This is a genomic window from Variovorax sp. KK3, assembly GCF_001984055.1.
GTDB lineage: Bacteria > Pseudomonadota > Gammaproteobacteria > Burkholderiales > Burkholderiaceae_C > Variovorax.
In genome coordinates, this window is the sequence record NZ_LYVO01000053.1 from 1 (window position 1) to 17,311 (window position 17,311).

Here is a 17,311-nt window from a genome sequence, read left to right on the forward strand (position 1 = left end):
GCTGGCTGCTGGTGCAACTGCTGCGGCAGCGCCGTGCGCGGCGCGCTCGGGTCGCGTTCGATCAGGTAGGGGTAGTCGCCCTTGCTGGCCCAGGGCTGCGAATCGAGCGGCAGTCGGTAGCCCATGGGCGAATCGCCGGGCACGAGAAACAGGCGGTCGTCGCGCATGAACCAGGGGCCGGTCTTCCACGCCGGGCCGGCGAGCGCCGGCGCGTCGGCGCGGGCGTTGGTGGCCTCCAGCGGCAGCACGTAGCCCACCACCGCATCGAGCTTCTGCGTGAACACGCGGCGCAGGCGGGCGCGCTCGAGTTCGTCGTCGAGCTTCGAATCGAAGGGGTCGACGTTCACCGGCAGCCGGCGTTCGCGCCAGAGGTAGTAGTAGACGTCTTCGTAGCCGGGCTGCACGAAGCGGTCGGTCAGGCCCAGGCGGCGCGCCAGCGCGCGGGTGAAGCGGTCGGCATCGTCGCTGGTGTAGTGCGTGGGGTGGCGCTCGTCGGCGAAGCGATCGGGGTCGTGCCACACGGGCTGGCCGTCCGCCCGCCAGAAGATCGACAGCGCCCAGCGCGGCAGCTGCTCGCCCGGGTACCACTTGCCCTGCCCGAAATGCAGGAAGCCGCCCTGGCCGTATTCGGCGCGAAGGCGCTGCACCATCTCGGTCGCGTAGCCGCGCTTGGTGGGGCCGAGGGCGTCGGTGTTCCACTCGGCCGCATCGCGGTCGCTGGTGGCGACGAAGGTGGGCTCGCCGCCCATGGTCAGGCGCACGTCGCCGGCTGTGAGCAGTGCATCCACCGACTCGCCGAGCGCCAGCACCTCGCTCCACTGGTCTTCGGTGTAGGGCATGGTCACGCGCGGCGACTCGTGGATGCGCGTGATCTTCATCTCGTGGCCGAAGTCGACCTCGGCCTCGTCCACCGCGCCTTCGATCGGCGCCGCGCTCGAAGGCGTGGGCGTGCAGGCCAGCGGAATGTGGCCTTCGCCCGCGAGCAGGCCCGAGGTGGCGTCGAGGCCGATCCACCCTGCGCCGGGCAGGAACACTTCGCACCAGGCGTGCAGGTCGGTGAAGTCGACCGTGGTGCCGCTGGGGCCGTCGAGCGCCTTCACGTCGGGCGTGAGCTGGATCAGGTAGCCCGAGACGAAGCGCGCCGCCAGGCCGCAGTGGCGCAGCAGTTGCACCAGCAGCCAGCCCGAGTCGCGGCACGAACCCGAGGCGTTGGCCAGGGTCTGCTCGGGCGTCTGCACGCCGGGCTCCATGCGGATCAGGTAGTTGACGTCCTGGTGGACCTGCTGGTTGATGCCGACCAGGAAGTCGATGGTGCGTTGCGACTTGCGGTCGATCTTTTCGAGGTAGGCCTGCACGAGCGGCGTGGCGGCGTCGGGCACCAGGTAGGGCGCGAGCTCCTGCGCCTGCGCCTCGGTGTACTTGAACGGAAAGTTCTCGGCCTGCGGCTCGAGGAAGAAGTCGAAGGGGTTGTAGACCGCCATCTCGACCACGAGGTCGACCGTGACCTTGAACTCGCGCGTCTTCTCGGGGAACACGAGGCGCGCAAGGTAGTTGGCGAAAGGGTCCTGCTGCCAGTTGACGAAGTGTTGCTCGGGCTCGACCCGCAGCGAATACGAGATGACGTTGCTGCGGCAATGCGGCGCAGGGCGCAGGCGCACCACCTGGGGCCCCAGCTGCACCGGCCGGTCGTACTTGTAATGGGTGACGTGGTGGAGTGCGGCGTGAATGGACATGTTTTCTCTACTGCGTCGAAGGTGCCTCGGGAGGAGACGCATACTAGCCCACTGGCATAGCAATTAGCGCGCCAAAGCCCGCCCCGGGCACGCGCGCAGAACCGGGACCTCATGGACGCCAGTGCCTTCGAGTACTTTCATGTCGTGGCGCAGAGCGGCAGCATCGCGCGAGCGGCGACGCGCCTGGGCATGGAGCCCACCACGCTCACGCGCCACATCGGCCGGCTCGAAAGCGAGATCGGCGCCAAGCTCTTTCATCGCAGCGGCCGCGGCATGGTGCTCACGGGCGTGGGCAGCCAGCTGCTCGAAGAGGCCGCGAAGGTGGTGGCCACGCTGGAGAGCACGCGCCGCATCGCCGCCGAGCTGGCCGCCGGCGGGCCGGCCCGCATCGTGTTGGCGGCCCAGCCGACCATCGCCCACACCTGCTTCGGCCCGGTGGCGATGGCGCTGCAGGCCGACTTTGCCCGCGCGAAGATCCGAGTGCAGGAAGGCTATGGCCACGAGCTCGTGGGTTGGCTGCAGGACGGCGGCGTGGACATCTGCCTGCTCTACGTGTCAAGCCACATGCAGGCCGCCCTGGACTACGAGTTGCTGCTGCAGGAGCAGCTTTACTGCGTCACGCCGCCGGGCTTCGTCGTGCCCGACAGGCTGGACACGCGCGCCGTGCTCGACCTGCCGCTCGTGCTGCCGAGCACGGCCTTCGGGCTGCGCGGGCTGGTCGAGACCTGGGCCGGGTCGCACGGCAAGGCGCTGAACCTGGCCATGGAATGCGACGGGTCGACGTACATGACGCGGCGGCTCGTGCAGGCCGGCGCCGGATGCACGGTGCTGCCTCTGGCATCGGTGCATGAAGAGGTGGCCGCGGGCCGGCTGGCCGCGACCCGCATCGAAGGCCACGACGCGCTGCGCTCGGTCGCATTGGCCACGGCGAAGAACCGCGTGCCCTTGCCCGGCCTGTGGGAGGTGGTGCGCACCACCAAGCGGGTGGTCGGCGACCTGGTGCGCGCCGGCCAATGGCCTGGCGTGGACCGCATGGCGCAGTAGCGGTCGCGCCGCACCGGACGCGATCGGCTGACTCAGGCCTGGGGCTCGCCGAGCCGCAGCGCAGGCGTGATCTGCTTCGGGTCGGTCACCAGTTCGAGCAGCGCCAGGCCATCGTGCCGACGTGCCCGCTCCAGCGCGGCCGCGAACTGGTCCGTCGCATCGACGCGTTCGGCAAAAGCGCCGAAGGACTTCGCCAGCGCCACGTAGTCCGGCCCCTGCAGACGGGTGCCGCTGATGCGATGGGGGTAGTGCTTTTCCTGGTGCATGCGGATGGTGCCGTACATGCCGTTGTTGACCACCAGCACGATCAGCTTCGCACCGTACTGCGCGGCGGTCGCCAGCTCCTGCGGGTACATCAGGAAGCAGCCGTCGCCGGCCACGCAGACCACCTCGCGATCGCGGTGCCGCAGCGCGGCGGCGACGGCCGCGGGCAGGCCGTAGCCCATGGCGCCGCAGGTTGGCGCCAGCTCGGTCCGCGTGGCCCGGTATTCGAAGAAGCGGTGCAGCCACACCGCGTAGTTGCCGGCGCCGTTCGTCACGATGGCATCGTCGGGCAGGGCGGCGCGCAGCGCCTGCATGGCCTGGCCCAGGTCGACGCCCGTGGCGTCGGGGCTGCGCTGGGGCGGCACGCCGAAGCGCACGAAGGCGTCGCGCGCCGACGCGGTCCAGTCGTTCCATGCCGGGCGCTCGGGAGGCGGCAGCGCGGCCAGCATCGCCACGGCCGCGGGCGCGGGCAGTTCGATGCCCATGTCGGGCTGGAAGACGCGCCCGATCTCGGCGGCCTCCACGTGGATGTGAATCAAGGTTTGCGTCGGCCTGGGAGCCTCCAGCAGCGTGTAGCCGTCGGTCGCGATGTCGGTGATGCGGGTGCCGAGCGCCAGGATCAGGTCGGCGCGGCGGACCATGTCGGCCAGCGCCGGATTCATGCCCAGGCTCAGGTGGCCCACGTACTGCGGCAGGCGGTTGTCGACCACGTCCTGCCGGCGGAAGGTGCAGGCCACGGGCAGGTTCCAGTCGGCGGCGAACCTGGCGAGCGACTCTGCCGACGCCGGGCTCCAGCCGCTGCCGCCCACCATGACGAGCGGCCGCTCGGCGTCGGCCAGCAGCGTGCGCAGGCGCATCGCGGTTTCGGTGGAGGCCGCCGGCGCATCGAGCGCCGTCGACTTGCAGGCGGGCACCTGGCTCGGCGCGACCAGCACGTCTTCGGGCAGCGCGATGACCACCGGGCCGGGCCGGCCGGACACGGCCACGTGAAATGCGCGCGCGACGATCTCGGCCGTGCGGCTGGGGTCGGTGATCTCGACCACCCACTTCGCGAGCTTGCCGAACATCGCGACGTAGTCGACCTCCTGGAACACGTCGCGGCCGACGTCGCCGCGCGCGATCTGGCCGACGAACAGGATCATCGGCGTCGAGTCCTGCTGCGCCGTGTGCACGCCGGTGCTGGCGTGCGTGGCACCGGGGCCGCGCGTCACCATGCAGATGCCGGGCCGGCCGGTGAGCTTTCCGTCGGCCTCGGCCATGTTGGCCGCGCCGCCCTCGTGCTTGGCGACGATCAGCTCGATGTCGTCGGCCGCGTCGTAGAGGGCATCGAGCACCTCGAGGTAGCTTTCGCCGGGCACGCAGAACACGCGATCGACGCCGTGCAGGCGCAGCGAATCGACCAGCACGCGGCCGGCGGTGGGAAGGGTGGGGTTCATGTCGGCTTTCATGCGCGGAGTCTAGGCCGGTCGGGCCGCGGCCTGCACCGGTATCGGTGCAGGGCAGCCATGCAGTTTTCGCGTTGCCGGCCCGGGCCTGCACTGCATAATCGCCGCGGCTTCCCCCGGCGATTGGTCCATGGACTTGCAGAAACTCGAGATCTTCGTTTGCATCAGCCGGCACGGCAATCTGAGCAAGGCCGCGGTGGCGCTGGACATGCTGCCGTCGGTGATGAGCCGGCAGGTCGCCGCACTCGAGCAGGCCTGCGGCGGCAAGCTGTTCCACCGAACGGGCCGCGGCATGGCACTCACCGAACTGGGCGGCAGGCTGCTGCCCCGCGCGCAGGCCACGCTGCTCGAATACAAGAACCTCCAGGACGAGGTGAAGTCGCAGCACGGCGTGATCAGCGGCGAGGTGCGCATCGGCCTGGTGCCTTCGCTGGCGCAGGCCATCGCCGGCCCGCTGTTCCGATGCATGCGCGACGAGTATCCCGGTGTGAAGCTGGCGGTGACCGAAGGCGTGAGCGCGCAGCTCGATGCCTGGCGCGCCAGCGACAGCGTCGACATCACGATCCTCTTTCGCGCGGGTCGCTCCGAGTTGCAGAATGAGGACGCGCTGGGCGACGTGGAGACCTATCTCGTCGGCGCGCGCGAAGACCCGGTCACGGCAGGGCCGTCGGTATGCTTCGCCGACGTCGCGGCGCTGCCGCTCGTGCTGGCGTCCGCACCCAACGGCCTGCGTGCCGACGTGGAGCGCGAAGCGCAGCGGCAAGGCCTCAAGCTCAACATCGTGCTCGAAACCAACTCGCTGATGGTGCAGACCCAGGTGGCCGCGCGCGGTGACGCCTACACGATCATGGCCGGCCACGCCGCGAGCCAGCGCCTGGGCGACGGGCTGCAGGCGTCGCGCATCGTGGCGCCCTCGATCGTCAGGACCATCGCGCTCAGCGTGGCGTCGCATCGCCCCGCGAGCGCCGCCACGCGGCTGGTCGCCCGCGAGGCCAAGAAGCAGGTGGCCGAGGCCTTCAGGACGATGGGGCTCGAGCCGCGCTGAACGCGCTGCACCGCGGACTCAGTCGAGCGAGATGTTGGCCGAGCGGATCACCTCGCCCCAGCGGGCGATTTCCTGCTGGATGTAGTCGTTGGCCGCGGCCGGCGTGCCCGTGCGGGCCTCGGCGCCGAGTTCGCCGAGCCGTGCCACGAAGGCCGGGTCGTTGACGACCGCGTTGAGCGCGGCGTTGTACTCGCGGACCAGCGCAGCCGGCGTCTTCGACGGTGCCAGCAGCGCGAACCAGCCCTGGATCTCGTAGCCCTTGAGCGTCTCGGCCACGGTGGGCACGTTGGGCAGCAGCGGCGAGCGCTTAGCGCCGGTGATGGCCAGCGGGCGAAGCGCGCCGCTGCGGATGTGCGGCAGCATCAGCGCCACGTTGTCGAACATGATCGGCGTGCGCCCGGCCATCAGGTCGGGGAAGGCGGCCGCGCTGCCCTTGTACGGCACCTGCGTCATCTCGACGCCCGCCATGTTCTTGAAGAGCTCGCCCGCCAGGTGCTGCCCCGTGCCCTGGCTGGCCGACGCGTAGTTGAACTGGCCCGGCTGCGACTTGAGCAGCGAGATGAATTCGGGCACCGTCTTCGCCTTCACGTCGGGGTGCACCACCAGCACATAAGGCGTGGTGGCGACCATGCCGATGGCGGTGAAGTCCTTTGCGGTGTCGAAGGCGAGCTTCTTGTAGAGGCTCGCGTTCGTCGCATGGCTGCTCGGCACGAACAGCAGGTTGCTGCCGTCCGCCGTGCCGTTGGCCACGGCCTGCGCAGCGATGTTGCCGCTGGCGCCGCCGCGGTTGTCGACGATGACGGACCGTCCGAGCTTCTGGCCCAGGTTGTTGGCCACGAGGCGGGCGATGACGTCGGTGGTGCCGCCGGGCGGAAAGCCGACGTTGATGCGAATGGCCTGGTCGTTCGCGAAGGCGGCGCCGGTCAAGAGGGTGCCGGCGGCTGCGGCGAGCAGGGCGCGACGGGTGGCGAGGAACACGGGGCAGTCTCCTTGTCGGATTTCGTGGAAGGCTTGGATGTCGCGGGCGTCAGTCGTGCAGCGACGAGATGCCAGCGACGATGTCCTGGCTGGTCGCCGCGGCGGCCTTCAGCGCGGCCTGCGCCGCCTTCGCGGCCTCGGGGTTTTCGAGGCGCCCGTGGTAGTCGCCCATGGTCGAGGTGCGGATCATGTGGCGGAACTCGCGCGGGTCGTAGTCGCCCACGGCCAGGTGGGTGAGGCAGCGGTTGTCCCACAGCACGAGGTCGCGCACTTCCCAGCGGTGGCGGTAGACGAAGCGCGGCTGCACCGAGTGCTGGCACAGGAACTGGATGATCGGCTTGCTTTCGGCATCGCTCATGCCGACGAACGTGCGCACGCGGTCGTTGACGTAGAGCGCACGCCGGTGCGCATCGGGATGCTCGCGCACGGCCGGATGAACCACCGGCGGGTTCAACCGCTTGAAGGCTTCCATGATGGCCGGGTCGCGCCGCGCGGAGATCAGGCTCACGTCGTGGACGGCCTCGGTGTCGTCGAGGAACGCGCGCAGCTTGGGCGACAGCGACTCGTAGGCCAGGTACATGTTGGCGAACATGGTGTCGCCGCCGACCGAGGGCTTCTCGATGCAGTAGACCATCGTGCCCTTGGCCGGACGCGTCGTATACGACAGGTCGGTGTGCCAGTTCTGCCCGTTGTTGGCGCCGGGCGGCAGCTTGCCGTCGATGGGCTTGTTCGACAGCAGCATCACCTCGTCATGGCCGGGGTGGCGGTTGAAGGGCTGGCTCGCGTAGTCGTCGAGTTCGCCGAAGTGGCGGGTGAAGGCGATCAGCGTCTCTGGGTCGAGGTCCTGGCCGGGGAACACCAGGACCAGGTGCTTCGTCCAGGCCGCCTTGATCTGGGACACTTCGTCGGCGCCGAGCGTCTTCGACAGGTCGACGCCTGTGACCTTGGCGCCGAGCGCGTAGCCGATGGGTTGAACGTGAATGGCTGACATCAGGGATGGGATCAGGGATGGATCGGGTGGGAGGAAAACTTTGAATCGAATGTATGTCCGCGGTCTTCATGGAGCGAGGCCCGGCTCGCGAATCCAGCTTTCGCGAATCTGCGAACTCTGACCGGGCCGCAGCATGGGAAGAGGGGAGCGTTGCACAACGCCCGCCGCGGAAAGCCGCGGCCTGGGGTTCTTCGGATTCATGGCCGGCACCGTGCTCGGCGCGATGCTGCAATTGCAGCAGGCGGCGCTGTGGGACCGCGCCGTCTATGCCGGCTTGCTGCTGGCCTGCGCTGCGGCATGGGCGGTCAGGTCGCGAGCGGCGCTCCGGCTGAGGCCGTGGTGGCTGGTCTTGCTGCTTCTGCTGGCGGCGGGCGCCATGGGCGGTGCCGGCCTGGCAGGCTGGCGTGCATCGATGCATGCGGCCGATGCACTCGACCCGGCGCTCGAAGGGCGCGACCTGCAACTGCAGGGCGTCGTCGCGCAGATGCCCCAGCGCAGCGATGGCGCGATGCGCTTCGTCTTCGACGTCGAGGAAGCGCGGTGGACCGGCGGCCCCGGGCAGGACGCGCCACCGCACGTGCCGCCGCGCATCGTGCTCGGCTGGTATGCCGACAACACCGGCCTTTGGGGCCGCGCGCCCGAGCAGGCGGCGCGCGCCGAGGCGGCCGAGCCGCCCGGCCCGGTGCATGCCGGCGAGCGCTGGCGCCTTCGCGTTCGGCTCAAGGCGCCGCACGGCAACCTCAACCCGCATGGCTTCGACCTGGAGCTGCGCCTTTGGGAGCAGGACGTGCAGGCCAGCGGCTACGTGCGCACCGGCGCGGGCGAGGCCCGGCCGCAGCCGCTGGGCCAGACCTGGCGCCACCCGGTCGAGCGTGCGCGCGAGGCGGTGCGCGATGCGGTCTTCGAGCGCGTGCCCGACCGGGCGCAGGCCGGCGTGATCGCTGCGCTGGTGACGGGCGACCAGAACGCGATCGAGCGCGCCGACTGGGACCTGTTCCGGGCGACGGGCGTGGCGCACCTGATGTCGATTTCGGGCCTGCACATTACCTTGTTCGCCTGGCTGGCCGCGTGGCTGATCGGCATTGCATGGCGGCGCAGCACGCGGCTGATGCTCTGGTGGCCGGCACCGCAGGCGGCGCTTGTCGGCGGTGTATTGCTGGCGGCGGCGTATGCGCTCTTCAGCGGCTGGGGCCTGCCGTCGCAGCGCACGGTGTGGATGCTGGCGACGGTGGCCTTGCTGCGGCTCACGGGGCGGCAGTGGCCCTGGCCTTTCGTGTGGCTGTGCACGGGCGCGGTGGTGGTGGCGGTCGACCCCTGGGGGCTGATGCAGCCCGGCTTCTGGCTGAGCTTCGTCGCGGTGGGCGTGCTGTTCGCGGCCGGGTCGCCGGATGAAGTTCCCGCAGGCGTAGGGGCCCGCCTGGCGCGCATGTGGCGCGAGCAATGGACCGTGACGCTGGCGTTGGCGCCGTTGGGCCTGCTGCTGTTCCAGCAACTGTCGGTGGTCGGGCTGCTGGCGAACATGTTGGCCATTCCGTGGGTCACGCTGGTGGTCACGCCGCTGTCGATGCTCGGCGTGGCCGCCCCGCCGCTGTGGGGCCTGGCGGCCTGGGCGGTGCAGGGGCTGGCGTGGCTGCTGCAGGCGCTGGCCGGCTTGCCGCTCGCCACGTGGTCCGCGCCGGCGCCCGCGCTCTGGGCCGCCGTCGCCGGCGTGGCCGGCGGCGTGCTGCTGACGATGCGCCTGCCGTGGTCGCTGCGCCTGCAGGGCCTGCCGCTCCTGCTGCCGGCCCTGCTGTGGCAGGCGCCGCGGCCGCCGGTCGGCGAGTTCGAGCTGCTGGCCGCCGACGTGGGGCAGGGCAATGCGGTGCTGGTGCGCACGGCCCATCACAGCCTGCTCTACGACGCCGGCCCGCGCTATAGCCTCGAGAGCGATGCAGGCCACCGTGTGCTGGTGCCGCTGCTGCGCGCGCTCGACGAACGGCTCGACAGCGTGGTGCTGAGCCACCGCGACAGCGACCATGCCGGCGGCGTGCCCGCGGTCCTGGCGATGCAGCCCGGCGCCGAACTGCGCAGCTCGATCGAGGCCGGCCATCCGCTGCAGCAGCTTCGGCCGGTGCAGCGCTGCCAGGCCGGCCAGTCGTGGACCTGGGACGGCGTGCGCTTCGAGATCCTGCACCCGCAGGCCGACGACTATGCGGGCTTCACCCGGCCCAACGCGGTGTCGTGCGTGCTGCGCATCGGCAACGGCCGCAGCACGGCGCTGCTGGCCGGCGACATCGAACGCCTGCAGGAGGCCGCTCTGGCCGCGCGCACCCCCGGCCTGCAGGCCGACCTGCTGCTGGTGCCCCACCACGGCAGCAAGACGTCGTCGAGCCCGGCGCTGCTGGACGCGGTGCGGCCACGCATCGCGCTGGTCCAGGCCGGCTACCGCAACCGCTTCGGCCATCCGGCCGCAGACGTGCTGGCGCGCTATGCGGAGCGCGACATCGAGGTCGTCGATTCGGCGCACTGCGGGGCGGCCGGCTGGTCCAGCCTGCGGCCGGCGGCGGTACGTTGCGAGCGGCGGGAGTCCCGGCGTTACTGGCACCACCAGCCGCCTTGACGGTGGTGGCATCTTTCATTCGGAGCCTTCGCCTGAAGTCCTACGCAAGCGGCTCGGCTGCCACCGGAGAATCGCTCCGAACCGATGACAAGGAGCCTTGCATGTTGACTGGACGATGCCACTGTGGCCGCAACGTGTTCGAACTCGACGGTGAACTGCCATCCGCGCTCACCCGTTGCACCTGCTCCTTCTGCGCGAGCCACGGCGTGCTGCACGCCTATTTCGAGCCGCAGCAGCTGCGTGTGGTCGAGGCGACCAGCGACGCGGTCTACCGCTGGAACAAGAAGCTGGTGGCGCATCACTTCTGCAGCGCCTGCGGTTGCAACCTCTACTCCGACAGCCCGGCTTTCCAACGCGACGGCAGCTGGGACGGCCACACGCGCCGCATCGGCTTCAATGCGCGAATCCTCGAAGGCGTCGTGGCTGCCGACCTGCCGGTGCAGGAGATCGACGGCAAGAACCTTTGGTGATCGCGGCCTGACCTGGCTTGCGAGCCCGGGTGCCGAACCGGCCCCAGCGCCACCGCTGCCCGCGCTGAAAAGCAGCAGCATGGGGTAAGCGCGGCCCGGATTCTGGCCTTGAACTTGCTAAGCTATGCCCAAGGAGATGGATCGCCCCATGCACAAATTCGACGAGATGTACGAGCAGCTGCCCTACCAGGGCGCCGCGGTCCGCAACCACTACAAGCGCTACGACCAGTGGCTCGCCAGGCAGCCCGTCGACATGATGCGCTCGCGGCGCGAGGAGGCGGAAATGATCTTCCGCCGGGTCGGCATCACCTTCGCGGTGTATGGCGCCAAGGACGAGGACGGCTCGGGCACCGAGCGGCTCATTCCCTTCGACCTGCTGCCGCGCATCATCCCGGCCCACGAGTGGGAGAGCATGGAAAAAGGCCTGGTGCAGCGCGTGACGGCGCTCAACCGCTTCATCCACGATGTCTATCACGGCCAGGAGATCCTCAAGGCCGGCATCATCCCGTCGGAGCAGGTGTTCGACAACGCCCAGTACCGGCCCGAGATGGCGGGCGTGAAGGTGCCCAACGACGTCTACTCGCACATCGCCGGCATCGACATCGTGCGTGCCCCCGACGCCAGCGGCAACGGCGAGTACTACGTGCTCGAAGACAACCTGCGCGTGCCCAGCGGCGTGAGCTACATGCTCGAAAACCGCAAGATGATGATGCGGCTCTTCCCGGAGCTGTTCAGCCAGAACCGCGTGGCCCCGGTCGCGCATTACCCCGACCTCTTGCTCGAGACCCTGCGCGCCTCGGCGCCGCCGGCCACCGCCGAGCCCACGGTGGTGGTGCTCACGCCCGGCATGTACAACAGCGCCTACTTCGAGCACGCCTTCCTGGCCCAGCAGATGGGCGTGGAGCTGGTCGAGGGGCAGGACCTCTTCGTCAAGGACAACTTCGTCTACATGCGCACCACGCGCGGCCCGCGCCGGGTCGACGTGATCTACCGCCGCGTGGACGACGACTTCCTCGACCCCGAAGTGTTCCGCCCCACGTCGACGCTCGGCACGGCCGGCCTGATGCGCGCCTACCGCGAGGGCAACGTCGTCATCTGCAATGCCGTGGGCACCGGCGTGGCCGACGACAAGTCGATCTATCCCTACGTGCCGAAGATGATCGAGTTCTACCTCGGCGAGAAGCCCATCCTCAAGAATGTGCCGACCTGGATGTGCCGCAACAAGGAAGACCTGGACTACACCCTGGCCCACATGAAGGACCTGGTGGTCAAGGAAGTGCACGGCGCCGGCGGCTACGGCATGCTGATCGGCCCGGCCGCCACGCAGGCCGAGATCGAGGACTTCAAGAAGGCCGTGATCGCCAAGCCCGACGGCTACATCGCCCAGCCGACGCTCAGTTTGTCGAGTTCGCCGACCTTCGTCGAATCGGGCATCGCGCCGCGCCACATCGACCTGCGGCCCTTCGTGCTGTCGGGCAAGGAAGTGCAGATGGTGCCGGGCGGCCTCACGCGGGTGGCGCTCAAAGAAGGCTCGCTGGTGGTCAACTCCTCGCAGGGCGGCGGCACCAAGGACACCTGGATCCTCGAAGCCGACCGCTGGGGCAAGCCGCGCAGCGACGAGGCCGGCCAGGGCCAGACCCAGACGCAGGGCCAGACCCAGAAGCAAACGAGCTGATCCCCGAGGAGGAACGAACACCATGCTGTCGCGCACCGCCGATCATCTCTACTGGATGTCCCGCTACACCGAGCGGGCCGAAAACACCGCCCGCATGCTCGACGTCAACTACCAGACGTCGTTGCTGCCGCAGTCGGCCGAAGTCGCCAAGTACGGCTGGCAGGGCCTGCTGTCCATCAGCGAACTGCTGCCGGCCTTCAACAAGAAGTACGACCAGATCACACCCGACCGGGTGATGGAGTTCATGGTCAAGGACGAGTCCAACTCGTCGTCCATCCTGTCGTGCCTGCGGGCCGCGCGAGAGAACGCGCGTGCCGTGCGCGGTGCGCTGACCACCGAGTCGTGGGAAACGCAGAACACCACATGGCTCGAGGTCAACCGCATGCTGCGTGCCGGCGACTTCGAGCGCGACCCGGGCCAGTTCTTCGAGTGGGTCAAGTTCCGGTCGCACCTGTCGCGCGGCGTGACCGTGGGCACCATGCTGCAGGACGAGGCGTTCTACTTCTCGCGGCTGGGCACCTTCATCGAGCGTGCCGACAACACGGCGCGGCTGGTCGACGTGAAGTTCCATGCGCTCAACAGCGAGTTCTTCGGCGCCGCGACGGAAGAAGACCAGGAGTACGACTTCTATCACTGGAGCGCCATCTTGCGGAGCGTCTCGGCCTTCGAGGTCTACCGCAAGGTGTACCGCGACGTCATCAAGCCCGAGCGCGTGGCCGAGCTGCTGATCCTGCGGCCGGACATGCCGCGTTCGCTGCATGCCAGCCTGATCGAGGTGGTCAACGACCTCGCGAAGGTGCAGAACGACCAGAGCGCCGAGACGCAGCGGCGCGCCGGCAAGCTGCTGGCCGACCTGCAGTACGCGCGCGTCGACGAGATCCTGGCCACCGGCCTGCACGCGTACTTGACGCAGTTCCTCGACCGGGTGAACGAGCTGGGCTGGCGCATCAGCCAGGACTTCCTGGTGCCTGCGCAGTAAAGGCGGCGCACGCCATCGCGCGTGCCATCCGCCTGGCGCTCGCAAACTGCCGACTCGGGGCTGACGAGATTCTGATCAAAGCTCGCCGGCCGCCCTGACGGCACGCCTCTCTGGCTATCTTCCCGCGCCAAACAACCCCGGAAGATCGAGATGCAGGGAGTGCAAAAAGCACAAGGAAAAGGCGCGTCCGTCGCGTCCTTCGAAAAAGCGAGCCCGAACGATTCGGCCGAGACTGCGGTCGTTGCACTGGCCTCTGTGTGCTTCGTGGCACGCCTCCACGGCGTGGCTGCCGAGCCGGCCACGCTGGCGCATCAGCTCGGACACAGCCCGAGCGAACCCGCTGCCGATGACTTGCCCCTGCGCGCAGCCAAGCAATTGGGCTTGAAGGCGAAGCGGTCGCGGTCGTCGATCGAGCGCTTGAAGACGACCCCCTTGCCCGCGCTCGTGCAAACGCGCGACGGAGACGGAAGGCGGCGCTGGGTCGTGCTGGCCCGCTGCGATGCGGAGCGCGTGCTGCTGCACGACCCGTGCGAGTCGCGCCCGCGTCCCTTCAGCCGACCGCTGGCGCAGTTCGCACGCGAGTGGACCGGCGAGCTGATCCTCGTCGCCAGCCGTGCCAGCCTCGCGGCAGAACTCGCGAAGTTCGATTTCTCCTGGTTCGTGCCCAGCCTGGTCAAGTACCGCCGCCTGCTCGGCGAAGTGCTCGCCATCTCCTTCATGCTGCAGCTCGTCGCGCTGGTCAGCCCGCTGTTCTTTCAGGTGGTAATGGACAAGGTGCTGGTGCACCGCGGCCTCACCACGCTCGACGTGATCGTCATCGGCCTGCTCGTCGTCGTCGTGTTCGAGAGCCTGCTCAACGGGCTGAGAGGCTACATCCTCAGCCACACCACGAGCCGCATCGACGTCGAGCTCGGCGCGCGATTGTTTCGCCACCTGGTGCGGCTGCCGCTGGCCTACTTCCAGGCGCGGAGGATCGGCGATTCGGTCGCGCGCGTGCGGGAGCTCGAGAACATCCGCAGCTTTCTCACCGGCAATGCGCTGACCGCGCTGCTCGACGTGCTGTTCTCGGCGATCTTCATCGCCGTGATGCTGGCCTACAGCGTGTCGCTGACGCTGATCGTGCTGGCGAGCTTGCCGCTGTACCTGGGCTTGAGCCTCGCGGTGGTGCCCGCGCTGCGCCGTCGGCTCGACCAGAAGTTCGCGCGCGGCGCGGAGAACCAGGCGTTGCTGGTCGAGACCGTCAGCGCCATCCAGACCGTCAAGGCCACCGCGCTCGAACCCGCCTTCAGCCGCCGCTGGGACGACCAGCTCGCGGCCTACGTGTCGGCCAGCTTCAAGACCCAGAACCTCGCGAGCTGGGCCCACGAAGGCATCGGCCTCATCGGCAAGCTGGTCAATGCCGCCACGCTCTGGTGGGGCGCCCATCTGGTCATGGACAACCAGCTCAGCGTCGGCCAGTTCGTCGCCTTCACCATGTTCGCGCAGCGCGTGGCCCAGCCCATCATGCGCATGGCGCAGCTCTGGACCGACTTTCAGCAGACCGGCATCTCGATGGCGCGGCTCGGCGACATCCTCGACGCGCGAGCCGAGGTCGCGCCCGGCGCCGCCGTGTCGCTGCCTGCGGTCGAGGGCCGCGTCACGCTCGATCAGGTGAGCTTTCGTTATCGCCCCGAAGCGCCGCCGGTGCTCGACGGCGTGAGCCTGGACGTGCGGCCCGGCGAGGTCATAGGCATCGTCGGGCGCTCGGGCTCGGGAAAGAGCACGCTCACCAAGCTCGTGCAGCGGCTCTATGCGCCCGGCCAGGGTCGCCTGCTGGTCGACGGCATCGACATCAGCCTGATCGACGCGGGCCAGCTCCGGCGGCAGGTCGGCGTGGTGCTGCAGGATAACGTGCTCTTCAACCGCAGCGTGCGCGAGAACATCGCCATCGCCGAACCCGCCGCGCCGTTCGAAGCCGTGATGCAGGCGGCCCGGCTGGCCGGCGCGCACCAGTTCATCAGCGAGCTGCCGGAGGGCTACGACACCGTCGTGGGCGAGCAGGGCGCGTCGCTCAGCGGCGGGCAGCGCCAGCGCATCGCCATCGCCCGCGCGCTCTTCACGCGGCCGCGCATTCTGATCTTCGACGAGGCGACCAGCGCGCTCGACTACGAGAGCGAGGCCATCGTCCAGCGCAACATGGCGCAGATCTGCCAGGGGCGCACCGTCTTCATCATCGCCCACCGGCTGAGCGCGGTACGCCATGCTGATCGAATCGTCGTGATGGACAAGGGCCGCATCGTGGAGGCCGGCACGCACGAGGCGCTGCTCGCCAGGCCGCGGGGCCTCTACGCTCGGCTCTGGTCGATGCAGGCGGGCGGCCAGTCGATCGAGGAGGCCAGGCCATGAGCGGGAACCGGCACACCGTGCATGTCCATGTCTTGCGCGATCTGCTCGCCCGCTATCGCAACGTCTTCCGCGCCGCATGGAAGGCCCGGCACGAGCTTGCAGGGCCGGCGCGCCTGACCGACGAGCTGGCCTTTCAGCCGGCCGCCTTGAGCCTGCAGGAGACGCCCGTGCATCCCGCGCCGCGTCGACTGGCCTGGGCCGTGGTGGCGCTGTTCGTCATCGCGCTCGCCTGGTCGATCGTCGGCCAGGTCGACATCGTCGCCGTGGCGCCGGGCCGCATCGTGGTGAGCGAGCGTACGAAGCTCGTGCAGCCATTGGAGCGCAGCGTGGTGCGGCGTGTGCTGGTCAGGGATGGCGACCGAGTCGAGGCCGGTCAGGTGCTGGTCGAACTGGACCCGACCGGCGCCAGCGCGGACCGGACCAGCATCGACGAGCAATTGAAGGCGGCCCAGTCCGAGGCGATGCGCTCGCGCGCATTGCTGGCGACACTGAACCGGCCCAAGCAGCAAGCCGAGCTTGCTGGCGGCACTGCCACAGGCCTTCCGGACGGCTGGACCGAATCGGACGCGCGCGCCGCGCGCACGCAATTGGCCGACGAGTGGAGCGACATCACCGCCAAGCTGGAGCGGGCCGGCACCGAAGTGCAGCGGCGCCATGCCGAGATCGCCACCGTGCGAGAGATGGTCGCCAAGCTCGAAGCCACGCTGCCCTTGGCACGTCAGCGCGAAGCCGACTTCAGGCGCTTGGCGGAGCAGGGCTTCATCTCGAGCCACGCCAATCAAGACCGCATGCGCGAACGCATCGAACTGGAGCGCGACCTCGCCACCCAGCGCGCCCGCATGACCGAGGCAGTCGCCTCCTTGAAAGAAAGCGAGAACGCCCGCACCGCCTTCGTGGCCGAGACGCGCCGCCGCTTGAGCGAGCGCGAGGCGGCGGCCGACCTGCGCCGTCAGCAGGGCGTGCAGGAACTGGCCAAGGCCGCCCAGCGCGAACGCCTGACCAGCCTGAAGGCGCCGGTCGCCGGCACCGTGCAGCAACTCGCCGTGCACACCGAGGGCGGCGTCGTCACCGAGGCGCAGCCAATCATGGTGATCGTTCCCGAGGGCGCGCAGGTCATCGCCGAGGTCACGCTCGACAACAAGGACATCGGCTTCGTCCATGCCGCGCAGCGCGCCGAGATCAAGCTAGAGACCTTTCCCTTCACCCGCTACGGCACGGTGGGCGCGACCGTTCGCACGGTCACCGCTGATGCCGTCAACGACGAGAAGCGCGGCGCCATCTTTCCGGTGACGCTGGCGCTCGAGCGCAGCCACATCAGCATCGACGGCAGGGCCGTGAAGCTGGGGCCCGGCATGAACCTGACCGCCGAGATCAAGACGGGCCGCAGGCGCTTGATCGAGTACCTCCTGAGCCCGGTGCAGCGGGCGGCGAGCGAGAGCATGCGCGAGCGGTGAAGCACGGGGCTACACGCGACGCAACGCGTCTTTCTGATCAATTGTCGCGAAGCACTCACCGAGTGCGTAGTGCTTGACGATCATGCGGGCGCCTTTCGACGCGCGTCGATCGCGATCGACGGTGTGGGCCGGGCAGCTGCCCGGTCTGTGTCGAGACAGAAAAACAACCAGCAACCAGAGAAGCCCGTGAGGCAACGCCTCGCCGGCACCGGCTCATCGCCACTTATGACGCCACACCCAACGACGACC

The 17,311-nt window shown here is 69.2% G+C and carries 12 protein-coding genes; 8 read left to right on the plus strand and 4 right to left on the minus strand.

What is annotated here, in order from left to right; genetic code table 11:
- Positions 1-1,733, minus strand: a 1,733-nt coding sequence (locus tag B0W80_RS22530; RefSeq protein ID WP_143684741.1) for a transglutaminase family protein, incomplete at its 3' end; no start/stop codon positions are given.
- A gap of 111 nt (positions 1,734-1,844) precedes the next feature.
- Here B0W80_RS22530 and B0W80_RS22535 point away from each other — a divergent pair.
- Complete coding sequence (locus B0W80_RS22535; RefSeq protein ID WP_077001399.1) at positions 1,845-2,777, plus strand: LysR family transcriptional regulator; 933 nt, start codon at positions 1,845-1,847, stop codon at positions 2,775-2,777.
- Positions 2,778-2,809: 32 nt separating this feature from the next.
- On the opposite strand, the gene B0W80_RS22540 is transcribed toward B0W80_RS22535, so the two are convergent.
- Complete coding sequence (locus B0W80_RS22540; protein ID WP_256856658.1) at positions 2,810-4,477, minus strand: thiamine pyrophosphate-binding protein; 1,668 nt, start codon at positions 4,475-4,477, stop codon at positions 2,810-2,812.
- Between the two features lie 139 nt (positions 4,478-4,616).
- Between B0W80_RS22540 and B0W80_RS22545 the strand changes: the two genes are divergently transcribed.
- Positions 4,617-5,531 carry a LysR family transcriptional regulator gene (locus tag B0W80_RS22545; protein WP_077001401.1) on the plus strand — a complete coding sequence of 305 codons (915 nt, stop codon included), beginning with the start codon at positions 4,617-4,619 and terminating at the stop codon, positions 5,529-5,531.
- A gap of 18 nt (positions 5,532-5,549) precedes the next feature.
- On the opposite strand, the gene B0W80_RS22550 is transcribed toward B0W80_RS22545, so the two are convergent.
- Both B0W80_RS22550 and B0W80_RS22555 read right to left on the minus strand, forming a co-directional pair.
- The gene (locus tag B0W80_RS22550) at positions 5,550-6,509 is read right to left on the minus strand and encodes a tripartite tricarboxylate transporter substrate binding protein (RefSeq protein WP_077001402.1); all 960 of its coding nucleotides are present in this window, start codon (positions 6,507-6,509) and stop codon (positions 5,550-5,552) included.
- Positions 6,510-6,558: 49 nt separating this feature from the next.
- The gene (locus B0W80_RS22555) at positions 6,559-7,500 is read right to left on the minus strand and encodes a TauD/TfdA family dioxygenase (protein ID WP_077001403.1); all 942 of its coding nucleotides are present in this window, start codon (positions 7,498-7,500) and stop codon (positions 6,559-6,561) included.
- Positions 7,501-7,699: 199 nt separating this feature from the next.
- Here B0W80_RS22555 and B0W80_RS22560 point away from each other — a divergent pair, with 199 nt between their 5' ends.
- The 6 genes from B0W80_RS22560 to B0W80_RS22585 all read left to right on the plus strand — a co-directional run bounded on the left by B0W80_RS22560 (position 7,700) and on the right by B0W80_RS22585 (position 17,062).
- The gene (locus tag B0W80_RS22560; RefSeq protein ID WP_077001404.1) at positions 7,700-10,099 is read left to right on the plus strand and encodes a DNA internalization-related competence protein ComEC/Rec2; all 2,400 of its coding nucleotides are present in this window, start codon (positions 7,700-7,702) and stop codon (positions 10,097-10,099) included.
- Between the two features lie 101 nt (positions 10,100-10,200).
- Positions 10,201-10,569 carry a GFA family protein gene (locus tag B0W80_RS22565; RefSeq protein WP_077001405.1) on the plus strand — a complete coding sequence of 123 codons (369 nt, stop codon included), beginning with the start codon at positions 10,201-10,203 and terminating at the stop codon, positions 10,567-10,569.
- A gap of 148 nt (positions 10,570-10,717) precedes the next feature.
- Entirely contained in the window at positions 10,718-12,244 is a 1,527-nt protein-coding gene (locus tag B0W80_RS22570) for a circularly permuted type 2 ATP-grasp protein (protein WP_077001430.1), read from the plus strand.
- Between the two features lie 22 nt (positions 12,245-12,266).
- The gene (locus B0W80_RS22575; RefSeq protein WP_077001406.1) at positions 12,267-13,223 is read left to right on the plus strand and encodes an alpha-E domain-containing protein; all 957 of its coding nucleotides are present in this window, start codon (positions 12,267-12,269) and stop codon (positions 13,221-13,223) included.
- A gap of 150 nt (positions 13,224-13,373) precedes the next feature.
- Positions 13,374-15,608 carry a type I secretion system permease/ATPase gene (locus tag B0W80_RS22580; protein WP_077001407.1) on the plus strand — a complete coding sequence of 745 codons (2,235 nt, stop codon included), beginning with the start codon at positions 13,374-13,376 and terminating at the stop codon, positions 15,606-15,608.
- Positions 15,605-17,062, plus strand: a complete 1,458-nt coding sequence (locus B0W80_RS22585; protein WP_077001408.1) for an HlyD family type I secretion periplasmic adaptor subunit — start codon at positions 15,605-15,607, stop codon at positions 17,060-17,062. Before B0W80_RS22580 ends, B0W80_RS22585 begins: the two co-directional genes overlap by 4 nt.
- The last annotated feature ends 249 nt before the right edge of the window (positions 17,063-17,311 follow it).

What these genes read in the sequence shown, in the direction of transcription:
- B0W80_RS22535 (WP_077001399.1), top strand. Translation starts at nt 1,845, where the DNA reads ATGGACGCCAGTGCCTTCGAGTACTTTCATGTCGTGGCGCAGAGCGGC.
- B0W80_RS22540 (WP_256856658.1), bottom strand. Translation starts at nt 4,477, where the DNA reads ATGAACCCCACCCTTCCCACCGCCGGCCGCGTGCTGGTCGATTCGCTG.
- B0W80_RS22545 (WP_077001401.1), top strand. Translation starts at nt 4,617, where the DNA reads ATGGACTTGCAGAAACTCGAGATCTTCGTTTGCATCAGCCGGCACGGC.
- B0W80_RS22555 (WP_077001403.1), bottom strand. Translation starts at nt 7,500, where the DNA reads ATGTCAGCCATTCACGTTCAACCCATCGGCTACGCGCTCGGCGCCAAG.
- B0W80_RS22560 (WP_077001404.1), top strand. Translation starts at nt 7,700, where the DNA reads ATGGCCGGCACCGTGCTCGGCGCGATGCTGCAATTGCAGCAGGCGGCG.
- B0W80_RS22565 (WP_077001405.1), top strand. Translation starts at nt 10,201, where the DNA reads ATGTTGACTGGACGATGCCACTGTGGCCGCAACGTGTTCGAACTCGAC.
- B0W80_RS22570 (WP_077001430.1), top strand. Translation starts at nt 10,718, where the DNA reads ATGCACAAATTCGACGAGATGTACGAGCAGCTGCCCTACCAGGGCGCC.
- B0W80_RS22575 (WP_077001406.1), top strand. Translation starts at nt 12,267, where the DNA reads ATGCTGTCGCGCACCGCCGATCATCTCTACTGGATGTCCCGCTACACC.
- B0W80_RS22580 (WP_077001407.1), top strand. Translation starts at nt 13,374, where the DNA reads ATGCAGGGAGTGCAAAAAGCACAAGGAAAAGGCGCGTCCGTCGCGTCC.
- B0W80_RS22585 (WP_077001408.1), top strand. Translation starts at nt 15,605, where the DNA reads ATGAGCGGGAACCGGCACACCGTGCATGTCCATGTCTTGCGCGATCTG.